The 18,948-nt window shown below is 70.3% G+C and carries 17 protein-coding genes; 6 read left to right on the top strand and 11 right to left on the bottom strand.

What is annotated here, in order from left to right:
• Nucleotides 1–58: 58 nt before the first annotated feature.
• From ACQPWW_RS31340 to ACQPWW_RS31355, 4 genes are all read right to left on the bottom strand, one after another.
• Nucleotides 59–856 (bottom strand): class I SAM-dependent methyltransferase, encoded by a 798-nt coding sequence (locus tag ACQPWW_RS31340; protein ID WP_433127432.1) that lies wholly within the window; start codon nucleotides 854–856, stop codon nucleotides 59–61.
• 327 nt (nucleotides 857–1,183) lie between these two features.
• Nucleotides 1,184–2,329, bottom strand: coding sequence for a hypothetical protein (locus ACQPWW_RS31345; RefSeq protein ID WP_433127433.1), 1,146 nt, complete (start codon nucleotides 2,327–2,329; stop codon nucleotides 1,184–1,186).
• Nucleotides 2,326–2,898 carry an RNA polymerase sigma factor gene (locus tag ACQPWW_RS31350; protein ID WP_433127434.1) on the bottom strand — a complete coding sequence of 191 codons (573 nt, stop codon included), beginning with the start codon at nucleotides 2,896–2,898 and terminating at the stop codon, nucleotides 2,326–2,328. The genes ACQPWW_RS31345 and ACQPWW_RS31350 overlap by 4 nt, the downstream gene beginning before the upstream one ends.
• Nucleotides 2,899–3,184: 286 nt before the next feature.
• Nucleotides 3,185–4,177 (bottom strand): IS481 family transposase, encoded by a 993-nt coding sequence (locus ACQPWW_RS31355; protein ID WP_433134692.1) that lies wholly within the window; start codon nucleotides 4,175–4,177, stop codon nucleotides 3,185–3,187.
• Between the two features lie 632 nt (nucleotides 4,178–4,809).
• Here ACQPWW_RS31355 and ACQPWW_RS31360 point away from each other — a divergent pair.
• Together ACQPWW_RS31360 and ACQPWW_RS31365 are read left to right on the top strand one after the other, a co-directional pair.
• Entirely contained in the window at nucleotides 4,810–5,160 is a 351-nt protein-coding gene (locus ACQPWW_RS31360) for a hypothetical protein (protein WP_433127435.1), read from the top strand.
• 551 nt (nucleotides 5,161–5,711) lie between these two features.
• Nucleotides 5,712–6,479 carry a tyrosine-type recombinase/integrase gene (locus ACQPWW_RS31365; RefSeq protein WP_433127436.1) on the top strand — a complete coding sequence of 256 codons (768 nt, stop codon included), beginning with the start codon at nucleotides 5,712–5,714 and terminating at the stop codon, nucleotides 6,477–6,479.
• Between the two features lie 37 nt (nucleotides 6,480–6,516).
• On the opposite strand, the gene ACQPWW_RS31370 is transcribed toward ACQPWW_RS31365, so the two are convergent.
• The 3 genes from ACQPWW_RS31370 to ACQPWW_RS31380 all read right to left on the bottom strand — a co-directional run bounded on the left by ACQPWW_RS31370 (nucleotide 6,517) and on the right by ACQPWW_RS31380 (nucleotide 8,117).
• On the bottom strand, nucleotides 6,517–6,771 hold the full coding sequence (locus ACQPWW_RS31370) for a Smr/MutS family protein (RefSeq protein WP_007465523.1): 255 nt from the start codon (nucleotides 6,769–6,771) through the stop codon (nucleotides 6,517–6,519).
• A 117-nt stretch (nucleotides 6,772–6,888) separates the two neighbouring features.
• Complete coding sequence (locus ACQPWW_RS31375; RefSeq protein ID WP_357370359.1) at nucleotides 6,889–7,257, bottom strand: tetratricopeptide repeat protein; 369 nt, start codon at nucleotides 7,255–7,257, stop codon at nucleotides 6,889–6,891.
• Between the two features lie 89 nt (nucleotides 7,258–7,346).
• Nucleotides 7,347–8,117, bottom strand: coding sequence for an ROK family protein (locus ACQPWW_RS31380; protein ID WP_433127437.1), 771 nt, complete (start codon nucleotides 8,115–8,117; stop codon nucleotides 7,347–7,349).
• A gap of 62 nt (nucleotides 8,118–8,179) precedes the next feature.
• On the opposite strand from ACQPWW_RS31380, the gene ACQPWW_RS31385 reads away from it, so the two are divergent.
• The 3 genes from ACQPWW_RS31385 to ACQPWW_RS31395 all read left to right on the top strand — a co-directional run bounded on the left by ACQPWW_RS31385 (nucleotide 8,180) and on the right by ACQPWW_RS31395 (nucleotide 11,011).
• Nucleotides 8,180–9,817 (top strand): ABC-F family ATP-binding cassette domain-containing protein, encoded by a 1,638-nt coding sequence (locus ACQPWW_RS31385; RefSeq protein ID WP_433127438.1) that lies wholly within the window; start codon nucleotides 8,180–8,182, stop codon nucleotides 9,815–9,817.
• Nucleotides 9,818–9,855: 38 nt separating this feature from the next.
• Nucleotides 9,856–10,164 (top strand): hypothetical protein, encoded by a 309-nt coding sequence (locus ACQPWW_RS31390; RefSeq protein ID WP_433127439.1) that lies wholly within the window; start codon nucleotides 9,856–9,858, stop codon nucleotides 10,162–10,164.
• A gap of 121 nt (nucleotides 10,165–10,285) precedes the next feature.
• Complete coding sequence (locus ACQPWW_RS31395; protein WP_433127440.1) at nucleotides 10,286–11,011, top strand: methyltransferase domain-containing protein; 726 nt, start codon at nucleotides 10,286–10,288, stop codon at nucleotides 11,009–11,011.
• 16 nt (nucleotides 11,012–11,027) lie between these two features.
• On the opposite strand, the gene ACQPWW_RS31400 is transcribed toward ACQPWW_RS31395, so the two are convergent.
• Both ACQPWW_RS31400 and ACQPWW_RS31405 read right to left on the bottom strand, forming a co-directional pair.
• The gene (locus ACQPWW_RS31400; RefSeq protein WP_433127441.1) at nucleotides 11,028–12,035 is read right to left on the bottom strand and encodes a LacI family DNA-binding transcriptional regulator; all 1,008 of its coding nucleotides are present in this window, start codon (nucleotides 12,033–12,035) and stop codon (nucleotides 11,028–11,030) included.
• A 129-nt stretch (nucleotides 12,036–12,164) separates the two neighbouring features.
• Nucleotides 12,165–13,661 carry an amino acid permease gene (locus tag ACQPWW_RS31405; RefSeq protein WP_433127442.1) on the bottom strand — a complete coding sequence of 499 codons (1,497 nt, stop codon included), beginning with the start codon at nucleotides 13,659–13,661 and terminating at the stop codon, nucleotides 12,165–12,167.
• 201 nt (nucleotides 13,662–13,862) lie between these two features.
• On the opposite strand from ACQPWW_RS31405, the gene ACQPWW_RS31410 reads away from it, so the two are divergent.
• The gene (locus ACQPWW_RS31410) at nucleotides 13,863–15,524 is read left to right on the top strand and encodes a glycoside hydrolase family 10 protein (protein ID WP_433127443.1); all 1,662 of its coding nucleotides are present in this window, start codon (nucleotides 13,863–13,865) and stop codon (nucleotides 15,522–15,524) included.
• A gap of 211 nt (nucleotides 15,525–15,735) precedes the next feature.
• Here the strand turns inward: ACQPWW_RS31410 and ACQPWW_RS31415 are convergent, their stop codons facing one another.
• Both ACQPWW_RS31415 and ACQPWW_RS31420 read right to left on the bottom strand, forming a co-directional pair.
• A complete protein-coding gene (locus ACQPWW_RS31415; RefSeq protein ID WP_433127444.1) occupies nucleotides 15,736–18,576 on the bottom strand; it encodes an ATP-binding protein in 2,841 nt (946 codons plus the stop codon).
• A 152-nt stretch (nucleotides 18,577–18,728) separates the two neighbouring features.
• Nucleotides 18,729–18,944: an FmdB family zinc ribbon protein gene (locus tag ACQPWW_RS31420; RefSeq protein ID WP_433127445.1), complete on the bottom strand. Its 216-nt coding sequence runs from the start codon at nucleotides 18,942–18,944 to the stop codon at nucleotides 18,729–18,731.
• Nucleotides 18,945–18,948 lie beyond the last annotated feature (4 nt).

Here is an 18,948-nt window from a genome sequence, read left to right on the forward strand (position 1 = left end):
CCAGTCGGTGGTACGACCTCGGCATGCGCGCCAGCGCCGAGGCCACCCGTACCGCCGCTCACGGTGTTTTGTGGGCGATGGCGAGCCGGGTCCGGTACTGCTTGGTGATTGCTCCGTTGTAGACGTCGTCGATCAGGCGAGTGATGCACGCGAACAGGCCGTCGCGTGCCTGCGGTGCCATCGCTCGGTGGCCGGAGTAGGTCATGAGCAGGTTCAGGTACTCCGGCGCTGTGTAGGTCTGTTGCCACTCGTAGCGCCGGAATTCGACTGGCCCGAATCGTGCAGATCGCTCGAACTCTGCCGCCTCCTCGGGGGTTTCGTCGTCGGTCGTCAGGCGCATGCCGGGCGGTGTTGTGGGGTCGAAACGTTCGTAGCATCGTTGTGCGTCGGCGAAGAAGGCGTCCGTCCCGCCGGCGATGTGGTGAGTCGAGACGATGCCGAGCGATCCGCCAGGCCGCAGCAGGTCAGCGGCTTTGCTCATGCGCACGTCGGGGTCAAGCCAGTGGAACGCGGTCGCGGAGAGGATCGCGTCGAAGGGTCCGTCCGAGGGCTGCCAGTCCTCGAAGGCCGCCGCGACGACTGTGACATTCGGGAACTGTGCGAGGTTGCGTCGGGCGATGGCGGCCATGTCGGGGCTGAGGTCCATCGCGACGACATCGCATCCCAGTTGTGCCAGGGGCAGGGTCGCTTGGCCGGTGCCGCATCCGATCTCCAGCACCCGGGAGCGGGGACCGAAATCTGCGAGGATGGCGAGGTCGGTGAACAGCGGGGGTGGATAGGTCGGACGGCATTGGTCGTAGAGTTCGGCGTCCTGGCCGAATGTGGTGCGCAGTGTTTCTCGGTTGGTGTCGGTCATAGTTGCGGGTTATCCCTTCGAGTCGCGCGGGCCGGGCTGATGGAGCGGGCCAGGCAGGAGCGAAGCATCCCCGGCGTCCGGACGTGCTCGGGTGGTCTCTGCGGGACGCGCCGGAGTCCGTCGAGCACCGCCGTGCAGTTAACGCGTCCGGAAGAGTGTCGCAACGGCAGGGCCTTGGCGGGCCATCGCTAGCCAGGTGCACACAACCCTCGGCCGTGCGAACACCAAAACGACGGTGCGGGCCGCCTCCAGGCGGCCCGCACCGTTACCGAACGCCGGGCGCGTTACGCCCGTCTGCCGGAATGCTGCTGGGTGGGAGTTCCCGGCCTACAGGTCGGCCTTCGTCACGCGGGAGGATTCGTACGTCGTGGAGGCCAGGGGCAGGCCCGGCACGGTGGAGACGTCCTTGACCAGCATGCCGGTCTTGGCGTCGATGGTCAGCACCTCGCTGCCCTCGCCGCCGAACACCTCGGAGCCGGCGGTGATCGTCAGCGTGGCCTTGCCGTGGGTGGTCGAGTTCTTGACGCTGACCGCGGAGATGGTGGACAGCAGACGCAGCACACCGGCCCGGACCTGCGTGTTGCCGTCGCCAGCGGACAGCGCTTGGGTGCTGTACGTCCACAGGGCGTTGTCGAAGTGCCGCTGAACGGCCTGGGGGCTGTACGGCTTCGGCTCGGCGTTGCCGCCCTTCTGCTTAATGATCACCTGGGCTTCCGCCTGCTGCTTGTCCCACACCACCTTCTGCGCTGCGGGGTCGAGGCCCACCAGCGGATCCTTGGCTGCCTTGAGCATCTGGGTCCGGCCGTCGGCCGGGCTGCTGTCCGCCGCGGCGACGGCTGCCGTGAGGAGCGGAGCGTAGCCACCGTCCGTCATCTGGTCCTGGTGACGCGCGATCGCACGCTTGATGTCCTTCACGCTGTTGCCCGTATAGATCGCGTGATCGTCGGTGTACAGCGTGTAGACGACCTGCATGGTCTTGGTGCCGTTGACCTGCGTCGCCTTCACCAGCCACGCGTCGCCCGCCGACGGGGCGACCGTCGTGATGGACCCGGCCAGGGTCATCAGCGGCGCGCGCTCGGCGGACCCGTCGACGGTGGTCGAGCCCGAGGTGGCGGCCGACGAATCCTTGCCGGCCCCCGTGCCCCCGGTCGCCGGCGAGTTGAGCACCACAGCGACGACTGCCGCCGCAGCGGTGACCGCCACCCCGGCGCCGATGCCCAATCGGCCCGCGATACCGATCCGGCGGCGGCGCTGAATCGCCGGGCTGGATTCGTGGTCCCGCGTGGTTGTCGTCGTTTCCATTGTTGAAGTCGCCTCCATAGTCATGTCCTCCGCTGATATGGCGCCCAGCAGCCGCACGGTTCCGGGGTCGGCCATGGCCGCCCGCAGCACCGCCCGCGCCCGCTGATACGCCTCCGGGCGCAGTGGTTCTGCGCTGCCCAACGCACCGACCAGATCGAGCTCGTCGGTCATCGGTGTCTCTCCTTCGCGCTGTTGCGGTCCTTCAGAAGCGCGGACACCCCCGGCGCGTCGCGCAATGCCGTCCTGGCCTGGCTCAGCAGCCGCCGCGCGGTGCCGGCCGGTATGCCGAGTGCCCGTGCGGCGTCGGCTGCGGTCAGGTCCTCCCAGGCGACGAGCCTCAGGACCTCCCGCTCCTCGGGTTTGAGCCGCATCAGGGCCGACCGGAGCACCGCACGGGCGTCCATGCCGAGGTCCACCGCCGACCACGGATCCCATCCAGTGGCCACGTCCGGCACGTCCGCGACCAGGTCCTCGACCGGCCGGGACCGCCAGTAGCGCCGCAAGCGGTTCAATGCCACCCCGTACAGCCACGGCCGCGCATCGTCGTACGACCGGTCGTACGATCGCCGCGACTCGAACGCCGCAACCCAAACCTCGCCCAGCAGGTCCTCAGCCGCATCCCGCCCCGCTCGGCGAGCGAGGTACGAACCGACCGCGGCTTCATGACGCTCGACCACCTCCACGAAGGCGTCGACATCGCCATCCAGCGACCGGCCTATCAAATCCGCATCCGAAGCCATGGCCCTCCTCGGCTAAGTCCGCGCTTCAACCTGACATTGCCGATCAGGCGGGGAAGTGTTCAGACGCCGAGGTCCGAGGGCCAGCGTGTTGTCGCCGCACCTGGATTTGCGCTGCTGGCGGTGGTAGCGGATGCGGTCGGCAAAGTGGTTCAAGGTCCGGCCTGACAACGAGATGGTCGCAGGGTAGGACAGCACGGCGAGGCTCCCGGTCAGGGCATCAGGCTCTGGTCGATTTGCTGTCCTACCTGGCGCCTCGCCCTCATCGATCACCGACCCCTGCATTGATCTAGGTGTACTGCCCAGGGAGGTTGGTTAAGCGGCTGATGGGTGGGCGTTTGCCGGTCGCGGTGTGGGGCCTGTGATGGTTGTACTCGTGTATCCAGGCGGGTAGGGCTTTTCGGCGGGCTGACTCGCTGGAGTACATCCGTTTGAAGGCCCAGCCCTGGGCCATGGTGCGGTGGAAGCGTTCGATCTTGCCGTTGGTTTGTGGGCGGTAGGGGCGGGTGCGTTTGGCGGTGATGCCGAGGTCGGTGCAGGCGTCTCGCCAGGCGTGGCTGCGGTAGCAGCTGCCGTTGTCGGAGAGGACCCGTTGGGTGGTGACGCCGCGGTCGTGGAACCAGGTGACGGCTCTGCGTAGGACGCCGATGGCGGTGGTGGCGGTCTCGTCGTCATGGATTTCGGCGTAGGCGACGCGGCTGTGGTCGTCGATGACGGTGTGCACAAAGGCGGTGCCGATCTTCGGGTTGTAGTGCTTGCTGCGTGGCTTGCCGACGGTGGTGTTGCGGTTCTTGCTGCCCTCGGCGCGGCCGAGGTAGCGCCAGCCGCCGCCGTCGGGGATGTTCCCGAGTTTCTTGACGTCGACGTGCAGCAACGCCCCGGGAGTCGGGTGTTCGTAGCGGCGTATGGGTTCGCCGGTGATCCGGTCGATGTGAGAGAGCCGGTTGAGCCGGCACCGCGTCAACACGGCATGCACCGTCGATGAGGCCATGTCGAGGCGGTCGGCGATCGCGACCGGTCCCAGGCGGTGTTTCCACCGTAGGTGCACGATCTTGCGGACCAGCGGTTGAGGTGTCTTCCTTGGCTGCGACGCGGGCCGTGACGAACGGTCGTGCATGCCGGCTTCGCCGGCCAACCGGTAACGCTCAGCCCACCGCTTCGCCGTCGGCCACGACACGTCATAGCGCTCAGCCGCCCGCGCGACGGGCCAGCCCTGGTCCACGACGAGCTTGGCCAGACGCAGCCGGGCACGGGGAGTCAACGCTGCGTTAGCGTGTGACACGAGGACCTCCTGGTCTGTGGTGTGGTCGCCTTCAGCAGCTCCACTCCACGACAGGAGGTCCTCACCAATCAAGATCCGTCAGATCGTGTCGTCACACGACCTCAACCAACGTGCCTGGGCAGTACATCTAGGCCAGGGGTGCATGCAGTCAAACCTGGCGATCCCGGCTCTGACCTGCTGCCACATCCGGCAAAGACGGTCAGTGATGGTCAGCAGTGGTTCTCGTCCGACGGCCTGAACACGGCATGATCTTGCTCGTTAAAGCCTCGCGGACCGAGTCCTGCTCCCACAGGAACTTCTATGCCGTCCTGCCGGACTTCACGTACTAAATCTCTCTTGTGCTACAGGGATCATGAGCATTCGGTCACATCGGCGGGCCGACCTGGGCGAACTCTTTCGTCACCTGACAGTGGTTAACAGCCCTTGTCGGTGCCAGTTGTGCCCGATGATCTTGATAGCTCATCGCTCGCCGTCCATTTGCCTGCAGCTCGAAGCCAGTCCCGCTGGCCTTCGTCCGCACGCAACAGCTACGTGGCGGCCGGAGCGGGCGACAGTGATAAAGTCTGATCCCCAATGCGCCCTGTCACGAAATCAGGCCGCCCCGGACCAGCGTCTGGCATGGGAGGAAAGCCGTGGGCTACAAGGAACGACGGGCCAAGATGATCGCCACGCGGGCCGCACCGCATTTGGAGCCCGGGGAGAGGATCCAGACGGGCTTCGTCACGTTAACCGGTTCGGGGATCTTCACGGTGCCGGCGGAGACCGTCGTGGTCACCGACCGCGCGATCCTCGTCGTGGGCCGCAGCGAGGTACAGCGGCTCCCGCGCAATCTCTCGTTCGGCAAGCCAACCGGGCTCTACTACAAGTTCGATCTCGACCGGACGTACAAGGTACACCGGCAGTGGTACCCGGAAGTCATCGCCGCCGACGAGGCGCTGCGCGAAATGCAAACCCAAGACGATCCGGCGGTCGGCGAGCACTGAATTAGGAACCGGCAGGGCTTCGTGCACCAGCCGCCCCTCCGGCCAGGCGCCCCCATCTCAGCCTTTCAGCCATCCCGTCGGCCTTCGTCCGCATACCTGTGGAGTGGGTGGGGCCAGCCCGGCGCCACCATCCCAGAGCGCCCGAGCGCCCCGCCGGAGGCACTGCCTGTGTCTCGACCAACTTGAAGCCCCGGAACTGCCATCGATCATGGCGGCCCGGGGGCTTCTTCGCATGTCGCGCCGCTGGCGGGCTATCACCGACGCGCTGGCGGCCGAAGGCCAGAGGCGCGGCGGCGGGCCATCGGCCCGGCCCAGGTTCGGCGGCGCGAGCGGCCCGCGAAGCGGGCCGCTTTGATCTCGTACAGAAAGTTCTCGCAATCAACGCCACAGCAGCGTGTCCGGTCTCGGGACCTGCGTGACACATCGGTATCAGGACCTGGGTGACACTCCGCCGAGTGTTGGTGGAGATGAGCGTGAGGGGCAGCGGTACCTGGCGTTAAGGACGTCCTGCCCGGTTGGCAGCACCTCCCCGTTGTGGAAATCTGAGGCCCGTGCAGGCACCTGCCCCACCTCAGGGAACAATTGCGGCCGCCGACAGCCCGGACTGGTCAACCCGGGCCGCCGCAGGACAACAACTCGCCGCCTGGGCCCACCAAGACGCAATAGCTGACGTCCTCCAGCATCTCCTCCTCGACCGTGGCGACACCGCCGTCGTCGAAGCGACCTGCCTGGCTTTGCTACGTCGGAACGATATTCACGGCACCCGACTCGTCGCACGAGCAACCACCACAGCCGCGGATCTCCTGACCGCTGGCCTTGACCACCTCTACCACCTCCACGCCGCCGTCGTGAACTACCTCATGCCCGAATGGCTCGGCCAGCTCAGCGGCACCGTGGACGACTTCCTCATCCTCTGCAACGCCCTGGCCCAAGACCCCCGCAACCGGGGCCAGAGAACTTGCCAGCTGGGCCCGCCCGTAGTCGGGCAGCGAGAACAGCCCTCGGCAACTCCGGCGTCTGGAAGCCCGCGATCGCTGACCGGCATCCCCGATGACCGACACGACGGGATGCACGTCCTGCGACACACCTACGCCTCGGTCCTCCTGGACGCCGGGGAGAGCATCAAGGCGCTGTCGGCCTACCTGGGCCACGCGGATCCGGGCTTCACCCTCCGGACCTACACCCACCTACTGCCGGCCAGCGAGGATCGAACCCGCCGGGCCATCGACAAGGCACTCGGTGCGGACCAGGGCAGCAATGATGCTCCGCAAGCCCTTGACGGCCCTGGAGCCGGCATGATCATGGTTCATAGACCATGAAAGCGGCCCGAGATGCAGGTCAGAGGCCCTGCCGTCGCTACTTCCAGCGGAAGTGGACGAAGAGACGGCCGAAGTTCTTGGAGTCCTTTTCCACGCGGTGGTAGAGCTGCTTGACGTCCTTCTGGTCGAGGAACCGCAGCACCCGCTTCTTGAGCTGACCGGACCCCTTGCCAGGGATGATCTCGACGAGGGTGGCCTTCTTCGCCACCGCCTCGTCCATGATCCCGCGCAACGCGCGGTCGATGTCCTGCCCCTTGTTGAAGATCTCGTGCAGGTCCAGCTTGAGCTTCATGCCGCGGCCCCCGCCCGGTCAGGTCCCATGCCCGCCATCCTAGGCACGCCCGGCGGCCCGTCCGACGACGAAGGGGCGGCCCCGGAGGACCGCCCCTGCCACGTCACCGGTGCACGCTCAGCGCGTGCCGCCCACGCGGGTTTCCACCCGCTCCAGCGCGATCCGGTAGTCGTCGTTCGTCGCGTACATGGCCGCGGCGATCCGCAGGTGCCGCAGCGCGTCGGTGTGCCGGTTCAGCCGCTCCAGCGTCCGACCGAGCACGTGGTGCGCGTAGTGGTCGCTCGGGTCCCGTTCGACGAGTTCGCGCAGGTGCTCCTCGGCCCGGTTGAGCTGGGCCGACTGGAAGTACGCCCGGGCCAGCAACTGCCGGACCGCCGCGTTGCCGGGTTCGGCGTCGACGATCGGCTCCAACAGTCGGGCTGCACCGCTCGGGTCACCGGTTTCGAAGAACATGGTCGCCCGCCGGTAGTCCGCCAGAAGATCCATCTGTCCACCTCCTCGGGTCGCACCGTCACCTGTTCCGACGCTGGCACAACGCTGCGCGTTTGGCGACTGTTCCCGCTGTCGAAACCGGGTCAGGTTCGCGCGTCGCGGCGGGTGGCGGCCAACTCCCAGGCGCGGACGCCGCCGACGATCCCGGCGGTGTTCGGCACCACCACCACGTCGTCGCCCATCCGGGCCAGCTGCTCGGGCCGGATCAGTCGGGAGTTGCCCCCGCCCAGGTAGAGCCGGTCCCAGCGGAACACCGGGCGGAGCCCGTCGACCACCTGCCGGATCCGCCGGGACCAGAAGGCGTCGCCGAGCCGCCGCCGTTCCGGCTCACCCACGTACGTGTCGTAGGTGGTGCCCCACCGCACCGGCGCGTGCGACAGCTCCAGGTGCGGTGCGAGCACCCCGCCGTCGAAGAGCGCGCTGCCCAGACCCGTCCCCAGGGTCAGCACCAGCTCGCAGCCGGCGCCGGCGACCACCCCGGCGCCGTGCACCTCGGCGTCGTTGAGCACCAGGGCCGGCACCCCGAACGCCTCGGCCAGCGCGCCTCGCGCGTCCCAGCCGGACCACTCGGCGAGCAGCTCCGGATCGATCCGGCTGCGCGGGCCGCTGCGGGTCACGTAGTGCGGGGTGGTCACCACCACCCCGTGCCGGATCATCCCGGGTACCCCGACCGTCAGCCGGTCCGCGGACGGCAGCCGCCCGCCCAGATCCAGCAGGGTCCGGACGAAGAGCGCAGGCGGCAACGGGTACGGGGTCGGCACCCGCAACGGCCGGGCCCGCATCGTTCCCGCCTCGTCGAGCACGGACGCCTTGATGCCCCCGCCGCCGCAGTCGATCGCCAGTGTGGTCACCACGCCGTTGAGTCTGCCCGCTCCGGTCGGATGGTATGCCGGCGGCCGGATAGGCTCCCGTTCTGATGAGCGCCACGATGATCGTCAAGGACCTGGCCGCCGGGCACGGCGACCGCCCACTCTTCGCCGGGCTGGACCTGGTGGTGGCCCCCGGTGACGTGGTCGGCCTGGTCGGGCCGAACGGGGCTGGCAAGTCGACGCTGCTGCGTACCCTCGCCGGGTTGCTGCCGGTCGAGGCCGGCAGCGTGCGACTCAGCCCGCCCACGGCGAGCGTCGGGCACCTGCCGCAGGAGCCGGAACGGCGGCCGGGCGAGACGGTACGGGACTTCCTGGCCCGGCGGACCGGGGTGACCGCCGCGCAGGCGGCGTTGGACGCGGCGACCGAGGCGCTGACCGCCGGGGCGGTGGGCGCCGACGACGCGTACGGCGACGCGCTGGAGCGTTGGCTCGCCCTCGGCGGCGCGGACCTGGACGAACGCGCCGAGCAGGTGAGCGCGGACCTGGGGCTCGCTGTCGACCTGGACCACCCGACGACCGGGTTGTCCGGTGGTCAGGCGGCCCGCGCCGGGCTGGCCTCGTTGCTGCTCAGCCGGTACGACGTGTTCCTGCTCGACGAGCCGACGAACGACCTGGACCTGGCCGGTCTGGAGCGGTTGGAGGAGTTCGTCACCGGGCTGCGGGCCGGCACGGTGCTGGTCAGCCACGACCGTGAGTTCCTCCTCCGCACGGTGACCCGGGTGCTGGAGCTGGACCTGCCGCAGCAGCAGGTGCACCACTACGGCGGCGGCTACGCGGCCTACCTGGAGGAGCGCGAGGTGGCGCGCCGGCACGCCCGCGCCGACTTCGAGGAGTACGCCGACACCAAGGCCGGACTGGAGGCACGGGCCCGCACCCAGCGCGGTTGGATGGAGAAGGGCGTGAAGAACGCCCGCCGCAAGGCCACCGACAACGACAAGATCGGCCGCAAGTTCCGCAGCGAGTCGAGTGAGAAGCAGGCCGCCAAGGCCAAGCAGACCGAACGGCTGATCGAACGACTCGATGTGGTCGAGGAGCCCCGCAAGGAGTGGGAGCTGCGGATGGAGATCGCCGCCGCACCCCGCGCCGGCGCCGTCGTGGCCACGCTGCGAGGCGCCGTGGTACGCCGGGGCGGGTTCACCCTCGGCCCGGTCGACCTCCAGATCGACTGGGCGGACCGGGTGGCGGTGACCGGGGCGAACGGCTCGGGCAAGTCCACCCTGCTGGCCGCGCTGCTCGGGCGGCTGCCGTTGGACGCCGGCACCGCCTCGCTCGGGCCCGGGGTGGTGGTGGGCGAGGTCGACCAGGCACGAGGGCTGTTCCTCGGCGACGCGCCGTTGATCGACGCGTTCCACGCCGCCGTACCGCACATGTCACCGGCGGACGCGCGGACCCTGCTGGCCAAGTTCGGGCTGCGGTCGGCGCACGTGCCGCGACCGGCGGCGACCCTCTCCCCCGGCGAGCGGACCCGCGCGGCGCTGGCCCTGCTCCAGGGCCGCGGCGTCAACCTGCTGGTGCTCGACGAACCCACGAACCACCTGGACCTGCCCGCCATCGAGCAGCTTGAGTCGGCGCTGGCCAGCTACCCCGGCACGCTGCTGCTCGTCACCCACGACCGGCGGATGCTGGCCGCCATCGAGACGAACCGTCGGCTCCGGGTCGACGGCGGGCGGATCGCCGAAGATTGATCCGCGCCAACGTGGCGCTGCGGGGTGAGAATGACGCCATGCTCAAGTGGGAGTACGCCCTGCTGGTCCGCCGCCGCCAGGCGGCGACAAACGACCTCGGCTGGGAGGTCGTCTTCGTCTGGTACGGCCCGGACGGCTCGATGGTCGACGTGACGCCGTACGGCGACACCGCGCTGGCCCACCTGAACCGGGCCGGTGACCAGGGCTGGGAGTTGGTCGCGATGAGCGAGGACCCGTCCCTGCCCGGCAACCACGAGTTGCACCGGTATCACCTGAAGCGGCCGAAGCCCGCCGAGCCGCCGCCCCGCCAACGAATGCGCGGCGGTCGCCGTACCCTCTCGGGCTGACGCGAGCGGGCCGCCGGGCCGCGACACGCCCACCGCCGCCGCGCCCGAGCGGGCGACGGGGTGGACCAGCCGGGCATACCGGGCGTGATTGCGGGTATCGCGCGGCGGGAGGTGGCCCGATATGGTCGCTTTGGCACAGACTCCGCCCTCGGCCGACCGGCTGCGGGCGATCGACGAATCCCTCGCCCAGGCGTGGGCGGACCAGGCTCGGCACGACGACCGGCTGCGGGGCCTGGCGGTCGAGGTGCGGTTCGACAGGGGGGTGGCCCATCTCAGCGGGGACGTCGCCGAGCCCGCCGAGCTGCGGCTGGTGCGGGACCTGGTGGGACGGCTGGCCGGCGTCTACGGCGTCTGGTGCCGGGTCGCCGTCGGCGGACGGGCACCGGTGGTGGTGGACCTCGGTTGCGGTCCGACCAAGCAGTGGTCGAGCAACCTGGGGCTGGACATCTACCCGGCGCCCGGGGTGGACGCGGTAGCGGACCTGTCCGGCTCGCTACCGCTCGCCGACGATTCGGTGGACGTCCTCTTCGCGGTGCACATCCTGGAGCACCTGATCGACTTCCTGCCGCTCGTGGACGAGTGCCACCGGGTGCTCCGTCCGGGCGGCGTGCTGCACGTGATGAGCCCCTGGTGGGGGCACGTGAACGCGGTGGCCGACCCGACCCACGTCCGGCTGATGGACGTGCAGACGTTCAAGGGGATCTGCCAGCTCCGACCGCCGGGCGCCCCCCGGTGGTACCCGCTGCACGCGGGCTGCGACGGCGCCTCGATCTTCGCCGACCTGACCCCCCTGCCCCCGGAGGCCGATCCGGCACCCCAGTCGCACCTGGCCCGCTTCTTCGACTGAGCCACCCGATCCGGGGTTACCGGGCCTCGGTGGACTCGCGAATTTCCAGGCGGTAGGGGGCGGAGAGTTCCCTTGTCGGGGCGGCGCGGTCGCCGTCCAGGCGGTTGGCCAGGAGTTCGACGGCCAGTTGGGCGATCCGCTCCTTGTCCGGGGCGACGGTGCTGAGCGTGGGGATGGAGAACCTGCCGTCCTCGATGTCGTCGAAGCCGACCACCGCCACGTCCTCGGGCACCCGCAGGCCGGCCTCGTGCAGGGCACGCAGGGCGCCCAGGGCGAGCGTGTCGTTGAAGCAGAAGACGGCGTCGGGGCGTACGCCGGAGGTGAGCAGGCCCCGCATGGCGGCCGCGCCGTCCGCGCGGTGCCAGGCCGACGCGGGCGCCACAAGGGTTTCGTCGTAGTCGAGCCCGGCGGCGCGCAGCGCGTCGGTGTAGCCGGCCAGGCGCAGCCGGGCGCTGGCGCCCTCGTCGGTGCGCTGCGAGCCGATGGCCGCGATCCGGCGGTGGCCGAGTGTGAGTAGGTGCTCGGTGATCTCCCGGGCTGCGGCCACGTTGTCGATCACCACGCGATCCGCGGGGCCGTGCTCGACCCGCTCACCGAGCAGCACCATGGGGGTGCCGTCCAGGCCGGCCAGGTCCTCGGCGGTGAGCGCCAACGGGCTGACGATGAGCCCGTCGATCAGGTGATCGGTGATGCCGGAGGCGACCACCCGTTCCTGTTCGCGTCGACCGCCGGTCTGGTCGATGAGCACCGTCCAGCCGTACGCGGCGGCGGCGGTGACCACATGGCGGGCCAACTCGGCGAAGTACGGGATGTCCAGCTCCGGAACGGCAAGCGCGATCACGCCGCTGCGGCCCTTGCGCAGGTGGCGGGCCGAGAGGTTGGGCCGGTAGTTGAGTTCGACGATCGCCTCCTCGACGCGGGCACGGGTGTCCGGCCGAACGTGTACGTAGCCGTTGACGACGTTGGAGACGGTCTTCACCGACACCCCGGCCCGCTCGGCCACGTCCTTGAGCCTGTGTCGCACTCCGCAACCTCCCCGATGTGACCCAGCGCACCATACCTCCTCACCAGCTCTTTACAACGTTGCTTACAACGTTGTAAAGACGCGCTGAGCTGACCGTGCCCAGGGGCGCTCGGCCCCTGGGCAGCTCGGTCAGGCGGTCGGTTCGCGGGGGGTCGGGGCGACAGCGGGTTCGTGCTGGGCCAGCCGGTTGCGGCGGTAGCCGTAGCCGAAGTAGATGATCCCGCCGAGCAGCATCCAGGCCAGGAACCGCAGCCAGGTCTCCACCGACAGGTTGAGCATCAGGTAGAAGCAGGCCAGCGCCGAGACGATCGGCAGCACCGGGGAGAACGGCACCCGGAACGGCCGCTCCAGGTCCGGGCGCTTGCGGCGCAGGATCGGCACCGCGACCGACACCAGCACGAACGCGCAGAGCGCGCCGATGCTGACCAGGTCGGCCAGCGCGGACAACGGCAGGAAGCCGGCCAGCAGCGCGACCGCCACGGTCATGATCGCCGAGATCCGGTACGGCGTGCCCCAGCGCGGATGCACCGCCGCGATCGACGGCGGGATCAGCCCGTCCCGGGCGATGGCGAAGCCGATCCGGCCCATCGCCACCAGGTCGACAAGGATGACGCTGGTCAGGCCCGCGACGGCGGCGATGGAGACCAGCACCGCCGCCCAGCCCGCGCCGACCGCCTCGAAGGCCGACGCGATCGGGGCGCCCCTGTCGATCTCGGTGTACGGCACCATCCCGACCACCACCAGCGAGACGCCGATGTAGAGCAGTGTGGAGATCAGCAGCGTGCCGAGCAGACCCAGGGTCAGGTCCCGCTTGGGCTGCTTCGTCTCCTCGCCCAGGTTGGCGACGGCCTCGAAGCCGGTGTACGCGAAGAACACCACGGCGGCGGCGCTGAGCACCCCGACGAAGCCGAAGACGGACGGTTCCAGCCCGAAGAGCGCCTGCGTCACCGGTTGCTTGATGCCGTCGTCACCACCGCCCGCCGGCTCGGCCGGCGGGACGAACGGGCTGAGGTTGGTGGCCTTGACGAAGAACAGACCGGCCACCACCACGAATACACAGATCGCCACCTTGACCAGCACCAGCAGGTTGGTGATCCGGGACGATTCCCGGATGCCGATGATCGCCACGATGCCGAGGATCAGCACGATGGCGATGGCGCCCACGTTGACCGTGCTGCCCTCCTCGCCGAACCACCGGGTCGGCAGGTCGAGCAGTTCGGCCAGGTAGCCGGACCAGCCGCGGGCCACCACGGCAGCGCCGAGCGCGAACTCCAGCAGCAGGTCCCAGCCGATGATCCAGGCGACGATCTCGCCCATCGTCGCGTACGCGTAGGTGTAGGCGCTGCCGGCCGTCGGCACGCTGGATGCCAGCTCGGCGTAGCAGAGCGCGGCGAGCAGAGCGACCACGCCGGCGATGGCGAAGGAGATCACCACACCCGGGCCGGCGCTGTCCCGGGCTTCGATGCCGGTGAGCGTGAAGATGCCGGTGCCGATCACGATGCCGATGCCGAAGCCGGTGAGGTCGACCGCGCCAAGCCGTCGCTTCAGCCCGAGTTTGCCGTCGCTGCCGTCGGCCTCGCCCTGGGCTATGACGTCCTTGATCGGTTTGGTTCGCAGCACGGACATGCGCTCACCCCTCCCACCGCGCGACCACCACCGTGGCGGCCGGTGACCGGCGTTGCTACCCAGCGGCGCGATTGGTCAACCACGAACTCTTGCGGCGCTGGCCGGAGTGTGAAAATTTCCTACCAGGAACTTAGACATCAGCGGCGAATCTTGCCGTGCACAGTGCATACATCCGGGAGCCCCACCGAAGGGACACACCGCATGAAAGCCACCCGACTCGGAGTCGCCGGGCTGGTCGCAGCCCTGCTCGGCACGTTCGTCACCGCGACCGGAGCGAGCGCCGCTCCCGACGCGGCCGACACCACCACCCCCGCCACCTGCACCACCGACCCGGCCACGCCGAAACGGCAGTTCCGGGCCATGTGGATCTCGTCGGTCGTCAACATCGACTGGCCCAGCAAGGCGTCCCAGACCAGCCCGGACCGGGTCGCCACCCAGCAGGCCGAGTATCGGCAACTGCTCGACCTCGCCGAACGACTGCACCACAACGCCGTCGTGGTGCAGGTCCGGCCCACCGCCGACGCGCTCTGGCCCTCGGCGTACGAGCCCTGGTCGGAGTACCTGACCGGCGTCCGCGGCCAGGACCCCGGCTGGGACCCGCTGGCCTTCCTCGTCGACGAGTCGCACAAGCGCAACCTGGAGTTCCACGCCTGGTTCAACCCGTACCGCGTCTCCATGCCGGCGCCCGGCGGCGCCGGCGCCGACCCGGCCCAGCTCGCCCCCGGCCACCCGGCCCGGCAACACCCGGACTGGACCTTCGCCTACCCGCCGGCCGGCGTGGCCGGCAGCCGGCTCTACTACAACCCCGGCATCCCCGAGGTCCGCGGGTTCGTGCAGACCGCGATGATGGACGCGGTCAAGCGGTACGACATCGACGGCGTCCACTTCGACGACTACTTCTACCCCTACCCCAGCGGCACCTACCAGGTGCCCGACGACGCCACCTTCGCCGCGCACAACCGGGGCTTCACCGACCGGGCCGACTGGCGGCGGGACAACATCAACCTGCTCATCCAGGAGATGAGCGGCAAGATCAAGGCGGCGAAGCCGTGGGTGAAGTTCGGCGTCAGCCCGTTCGGCATCTGGCGCAACAAGGCCGCCGACCCGCTCGGCTCGGACACCACCGGCAGCCAGTCGTACGACATCATCTCCGCCGACACCCGCACGTGGATCAAGCAGGAGTGGATCGACTACGTGGTGCCGCAGCTCTACTGGTACATCGGCCAGTACCCGGCCGCGGACTACGCGCGACTCGTGCCGTGGTGGGCTGAGACCGTGCGCGGCACCCACGTGCAGCTCTACATCGGTCAGGCCGACTACAAGAGCGGCGACCCGGCGTACGGGCCGTACTGGCAGAACCCGCGTGAGCTGTCCGACCACCTGACGCTCAACCGGTCGTACCCGGAGGTGCAGGGCAACGTGCACTTCTCCGCGGTGCAGGTGCGGGCCAACCGGCTCGGCGCCACCGACATCTACGCCGCCGAGCACTACTCCCGCCCCGCCCTCGTGCCGGCCATGCCGCACCTGCCGGCCAAGCCACTGCTCTTCCCGGTGGTCACCAGGGCGGCCCGGGAGGGCGACGGGGTTCGGCTCACCTGGCGTCAGCCGGCCGACGGCGTCGGGCCCCTCGGCACCGCCACCTCGTACGCGATCTACCGGTTCGACGGCACCACGCTGCCCGGCCGGTGCGCCACGGCGGACGCCGCGCACCTGGTCGGCACCGTCCGGGCCGCGCCCGGCGGGTCGCAGTCCTGGGTGGACACCTCGGCCGTGCCCGGCCAGCGCTACACCTACCAGCTCACCGCGCTGGACCGATCCGCCAACGAGAGCCCCACCAGCCCGCACGCCTTCGTCCTGCGCTGACCCACCCCCAACCCGCCTTCGTCCTGCTCTGACCCGCTCCCCACCCCGCCAAGGTCCGCGCACCCCCACCCCGCCAAGATCCGCGCACCCACAACCCTCAACCCGCCAAGATCCGCGCAGGTACAGGGATGCTGCTGCTTCGGATTGCCGGGAGGCAGCAACAACAGGGAAGTTGCGCGGATCTTGGCGGGGTGGGCCTGCCCTCTCGGGGTCAGGCGCGTTCGGTTCGGGTCGCCGGGTGGCGGTCCGGGTCGACGGGTTGGCGGGGGGTGGGTTGGGACAGGCCGGTGCTGAAGCGGGTCGAATCCGCTGCCAGGTCCGGATGCTCCACGTCCAGTGCCAGCGCCGCGGCCTCGTCCAACCCCAACTCGGCGCCCTCGCCGTACGCGTCGTCGAACACCGCGTCGCCCAACTGCGCGCGCAGTTCCGCCTGCTGTTCGGCCCAGTAGCCGCCGTAGATGCCCGGGGTCGCGCGCATGCTCGCCCGGGTGGCCTGCGCCGCTCCGAACAGGCGAGCCGCGGTCAACCGGTCGCCGCCGATCGCACAGCGCACCGCTACCGCGTTCAACGTGTCACACGCCCGACCGTGGTAGCCATGGCCCATCCGCGAACGCAGCGCCACCAGCAGATGCTCGTGCGCGGCGATCACGTCGCCCCGGGCCAGCGCGACCATCCCGAGCAGCATGTCCACCGACCGCCGCCCCCGCTCCACCGGACGGGCCGCCTCCACCGGACGGACCGCTCCCAGCAGGTCCGCCGCCTCCGCCAGGGCGCCTCGCCGCCAGAGCAGCTCGGCCAGGCTGAACACCGCAAGCAGCGCCTCGCCGACCACGTCCTGCCCGTGCGCCCAGTCGATGACCTCCCGGCACACCCGTTCGGCCTCGACGAACTGCCCCATGTCCACGAGCGGCGCGGCCCTGCCGGCGAGCACCCGGGCCAGCAGCCCGGCATCACCGGCCTGCCGGGCCGCCGCCTCCGCCCGCTGGGAGTAGCGCAGCTCCTCGGCGAACTCGCCGTCCGCGCCGGCGTGCAGCGAATGCATGTGATAGACCGCCGCCAGCTCCGCCTCCGGGATCCGCTCACCCGTCTCGGCGATCCGTCCGTACAACCGGAACAGCCACAGCCGCCCCTCCCGGGCCAGGCCCCGCTCAAGCCACCACTGGTCCAGGCCGCCGGCCAGACCGAGACCGGCACGGGCGCTGCCGCCGGTGGCGCACCACCGCAACGCGGCGCGTACCTCCCCGGCCAACGGGTCGAGGGCATACAGCGACAACGTCACCGGACGGCCGTCCTGACCCAGGTGTGCCCGGTCCACCGCATGCGCCGACCAGGCCACATGCCGGTTCCGGGCGGCCTGCTCCTCACCCGCCTCGGCCAGCCGCCGCGCCGCGTACGCCCGGATCGGGTCGAGCATCCGGTAGGTGCTGCCGGTGGCTCGCGGCTCGGCCAACACCATCGACTTGTCCACAAGCACCGAGAGTGGATCCAGCGGGTCGTCACCCAGCAGCCACTCCACCGTCGCCAGATCCACCGGGCCGGCGAAGACCGACAGCCACCGCAGCAGGCGCGCGGCCCGAGGCCCCAACGTCCGGTACGACCAGGTGACGGTCGCCTGCATCGTCAGGTGCCGTTCCGTGGCCGTCCGCTGCACCGCCCTGCTCGCCGCGGTGGGCGGCGACGCCCCGGACGCCGCGGCGACCAGGTCCACGGTGTCCTGCTGGTTGCCGGACCAACAGCGCTCCACCGGCGGCGGATCCGGGTCCTCCCGACCGGCGTCCAAGGTGCCAAGAACATCGTCCAGGCGCTCCGCGAGCTGGCCCACGGAGAGCACCCGCAGCCGAGCGGCGGCCAGCTCGATGGCGAGCGGCAACCCGTCCAGCCGCTGCACCACCCGGCGGAGATCGGCCGACTCGGCCGGGTCCGGCCGCCGGCCGCCACGCGCCGCCGCCGTACGGTCCAGCAGGAGCGCCACCGCGTCGCTCTCCGCGCCGTCCGCCAGCGGGTCGACCGAGAGCGGCGGGATCCGCCACACCACCTCACCCGGCAGGCTGAACGACTCACGGCTGGTCGCCAGCACCCGCACGCCACCCCCGCCGGACAACAACCGCGCGATCACCTCCGCGCAGGCGGCCGGCTGGGTGTCACAGGTGTCCAGGACGACAAGCATGCGACGGCCGGCCGCGTACTCGACGAGGGTGTCCAGCATCGGCCGGCCCGGCTCGGGTCGCAGGCCGAGCACCGCGGCGATCGCGAACGCCACCAACCCCGGGTCGGTCACCGCGGCGATGTCGACGAACCACACCCCGTCCGGGTACTCCTCGACGACCCCGCTGGCCAGCTCCACAGCGAGCCGGGTCTTGCCCGCCCCGCCCGCGCCCAGCACCGTGATCAGACGGTGCTGCTTCACCAGCAGGCCCAACTCGACGCGCTCGGCCTGCCGGCCGACGAACGACGTCACCTGGGTCGGCAGATTGTGCGCCACCGCGTCGGCGGTGCGGGGGCGCGGGAACTGCCGCTCCAGGCCCGGCGCGACAAGTTGGAAGAGACGTTCCCGGTCGTCGAAGCCGCGCAGCCGATGCAGGCCGAGGTCGAGCAGTGTCGCACCGGGTGGCAACGGCTCGGCCCGACGGGCGGTGGACGCCGAACAGAGCACCTGCCCGCCGTGCGCCGCGGCGGCCACCCGGGCGGCCCGGTGCACCTCGGGGCTGGCGTAGTCGCCGTCGCGCGGCTCGGCGTAGCCGGTGTGCAGGCCCATCCGCACCCGGGGTGCGGCTTCGGCGGTCGGCCAGTCGTGGTTGGACAGCGCCCGCTGGGCGGTCAGGCAGGCGGTCAGCGCCGCTGCCGCGTCCTCGAAGGCCAGGAAGAACGAGTCGCCCTCGGTCAGCAGCTCCGCGCCACCCGTGCTGGCCAACGTCCGGCGCAGCAGCCGCCGGTGCTCGGCAAGCACCGGGCGGTAGTCAGGGCCGAGCAGCTGGGCCAGCCGGGTCGAGCCCTCGATATCGGTGAAAACGAAGGTCACCCAACCGCTCGGGAGCTGGATCCGTGGCGACATGCGTGGAACCTCCGCCCGTGACGTCGGGTTCATGCTGCCTGAGTCCGAGCGGTAACGCATCGTAAGAACGGTCGGGCAGATGCCGCCTCAAAGTGCCACTCGGACCCGTTCACGGCAAGGCCAGCCCACCAGGTGGCGGTGAATTGGTCCGATCAGCAGCCGCACGCGCCTCCGCAGCACCCACCACCGGCGGACGCCGGGGCGCCACCGACGGCCCCACCCCGGCCGGTGACCGCGACCGCGGAGAGCAGCTTGACCGTGTCGGCGTGTCCCTGTGGGCAGGCGGCCGGGTCAGCGGCCGCCGCCATCGGACGGTTGACCTCGAAAGTGTCGCCGCAGGAGCGGCAGCGGAACTCGTACCGGGGCATGCGC

The sequence above is a fragment of the Micromonospora sp. CA-240977 genome (assembly GCF_050942285.1).
Taxonomy (GTDB): domain Bacteria; phylum Actinomycetota; class Actinomycetes; order Mycobacteriales; family Micromonosporaceae; genus Micromonospora.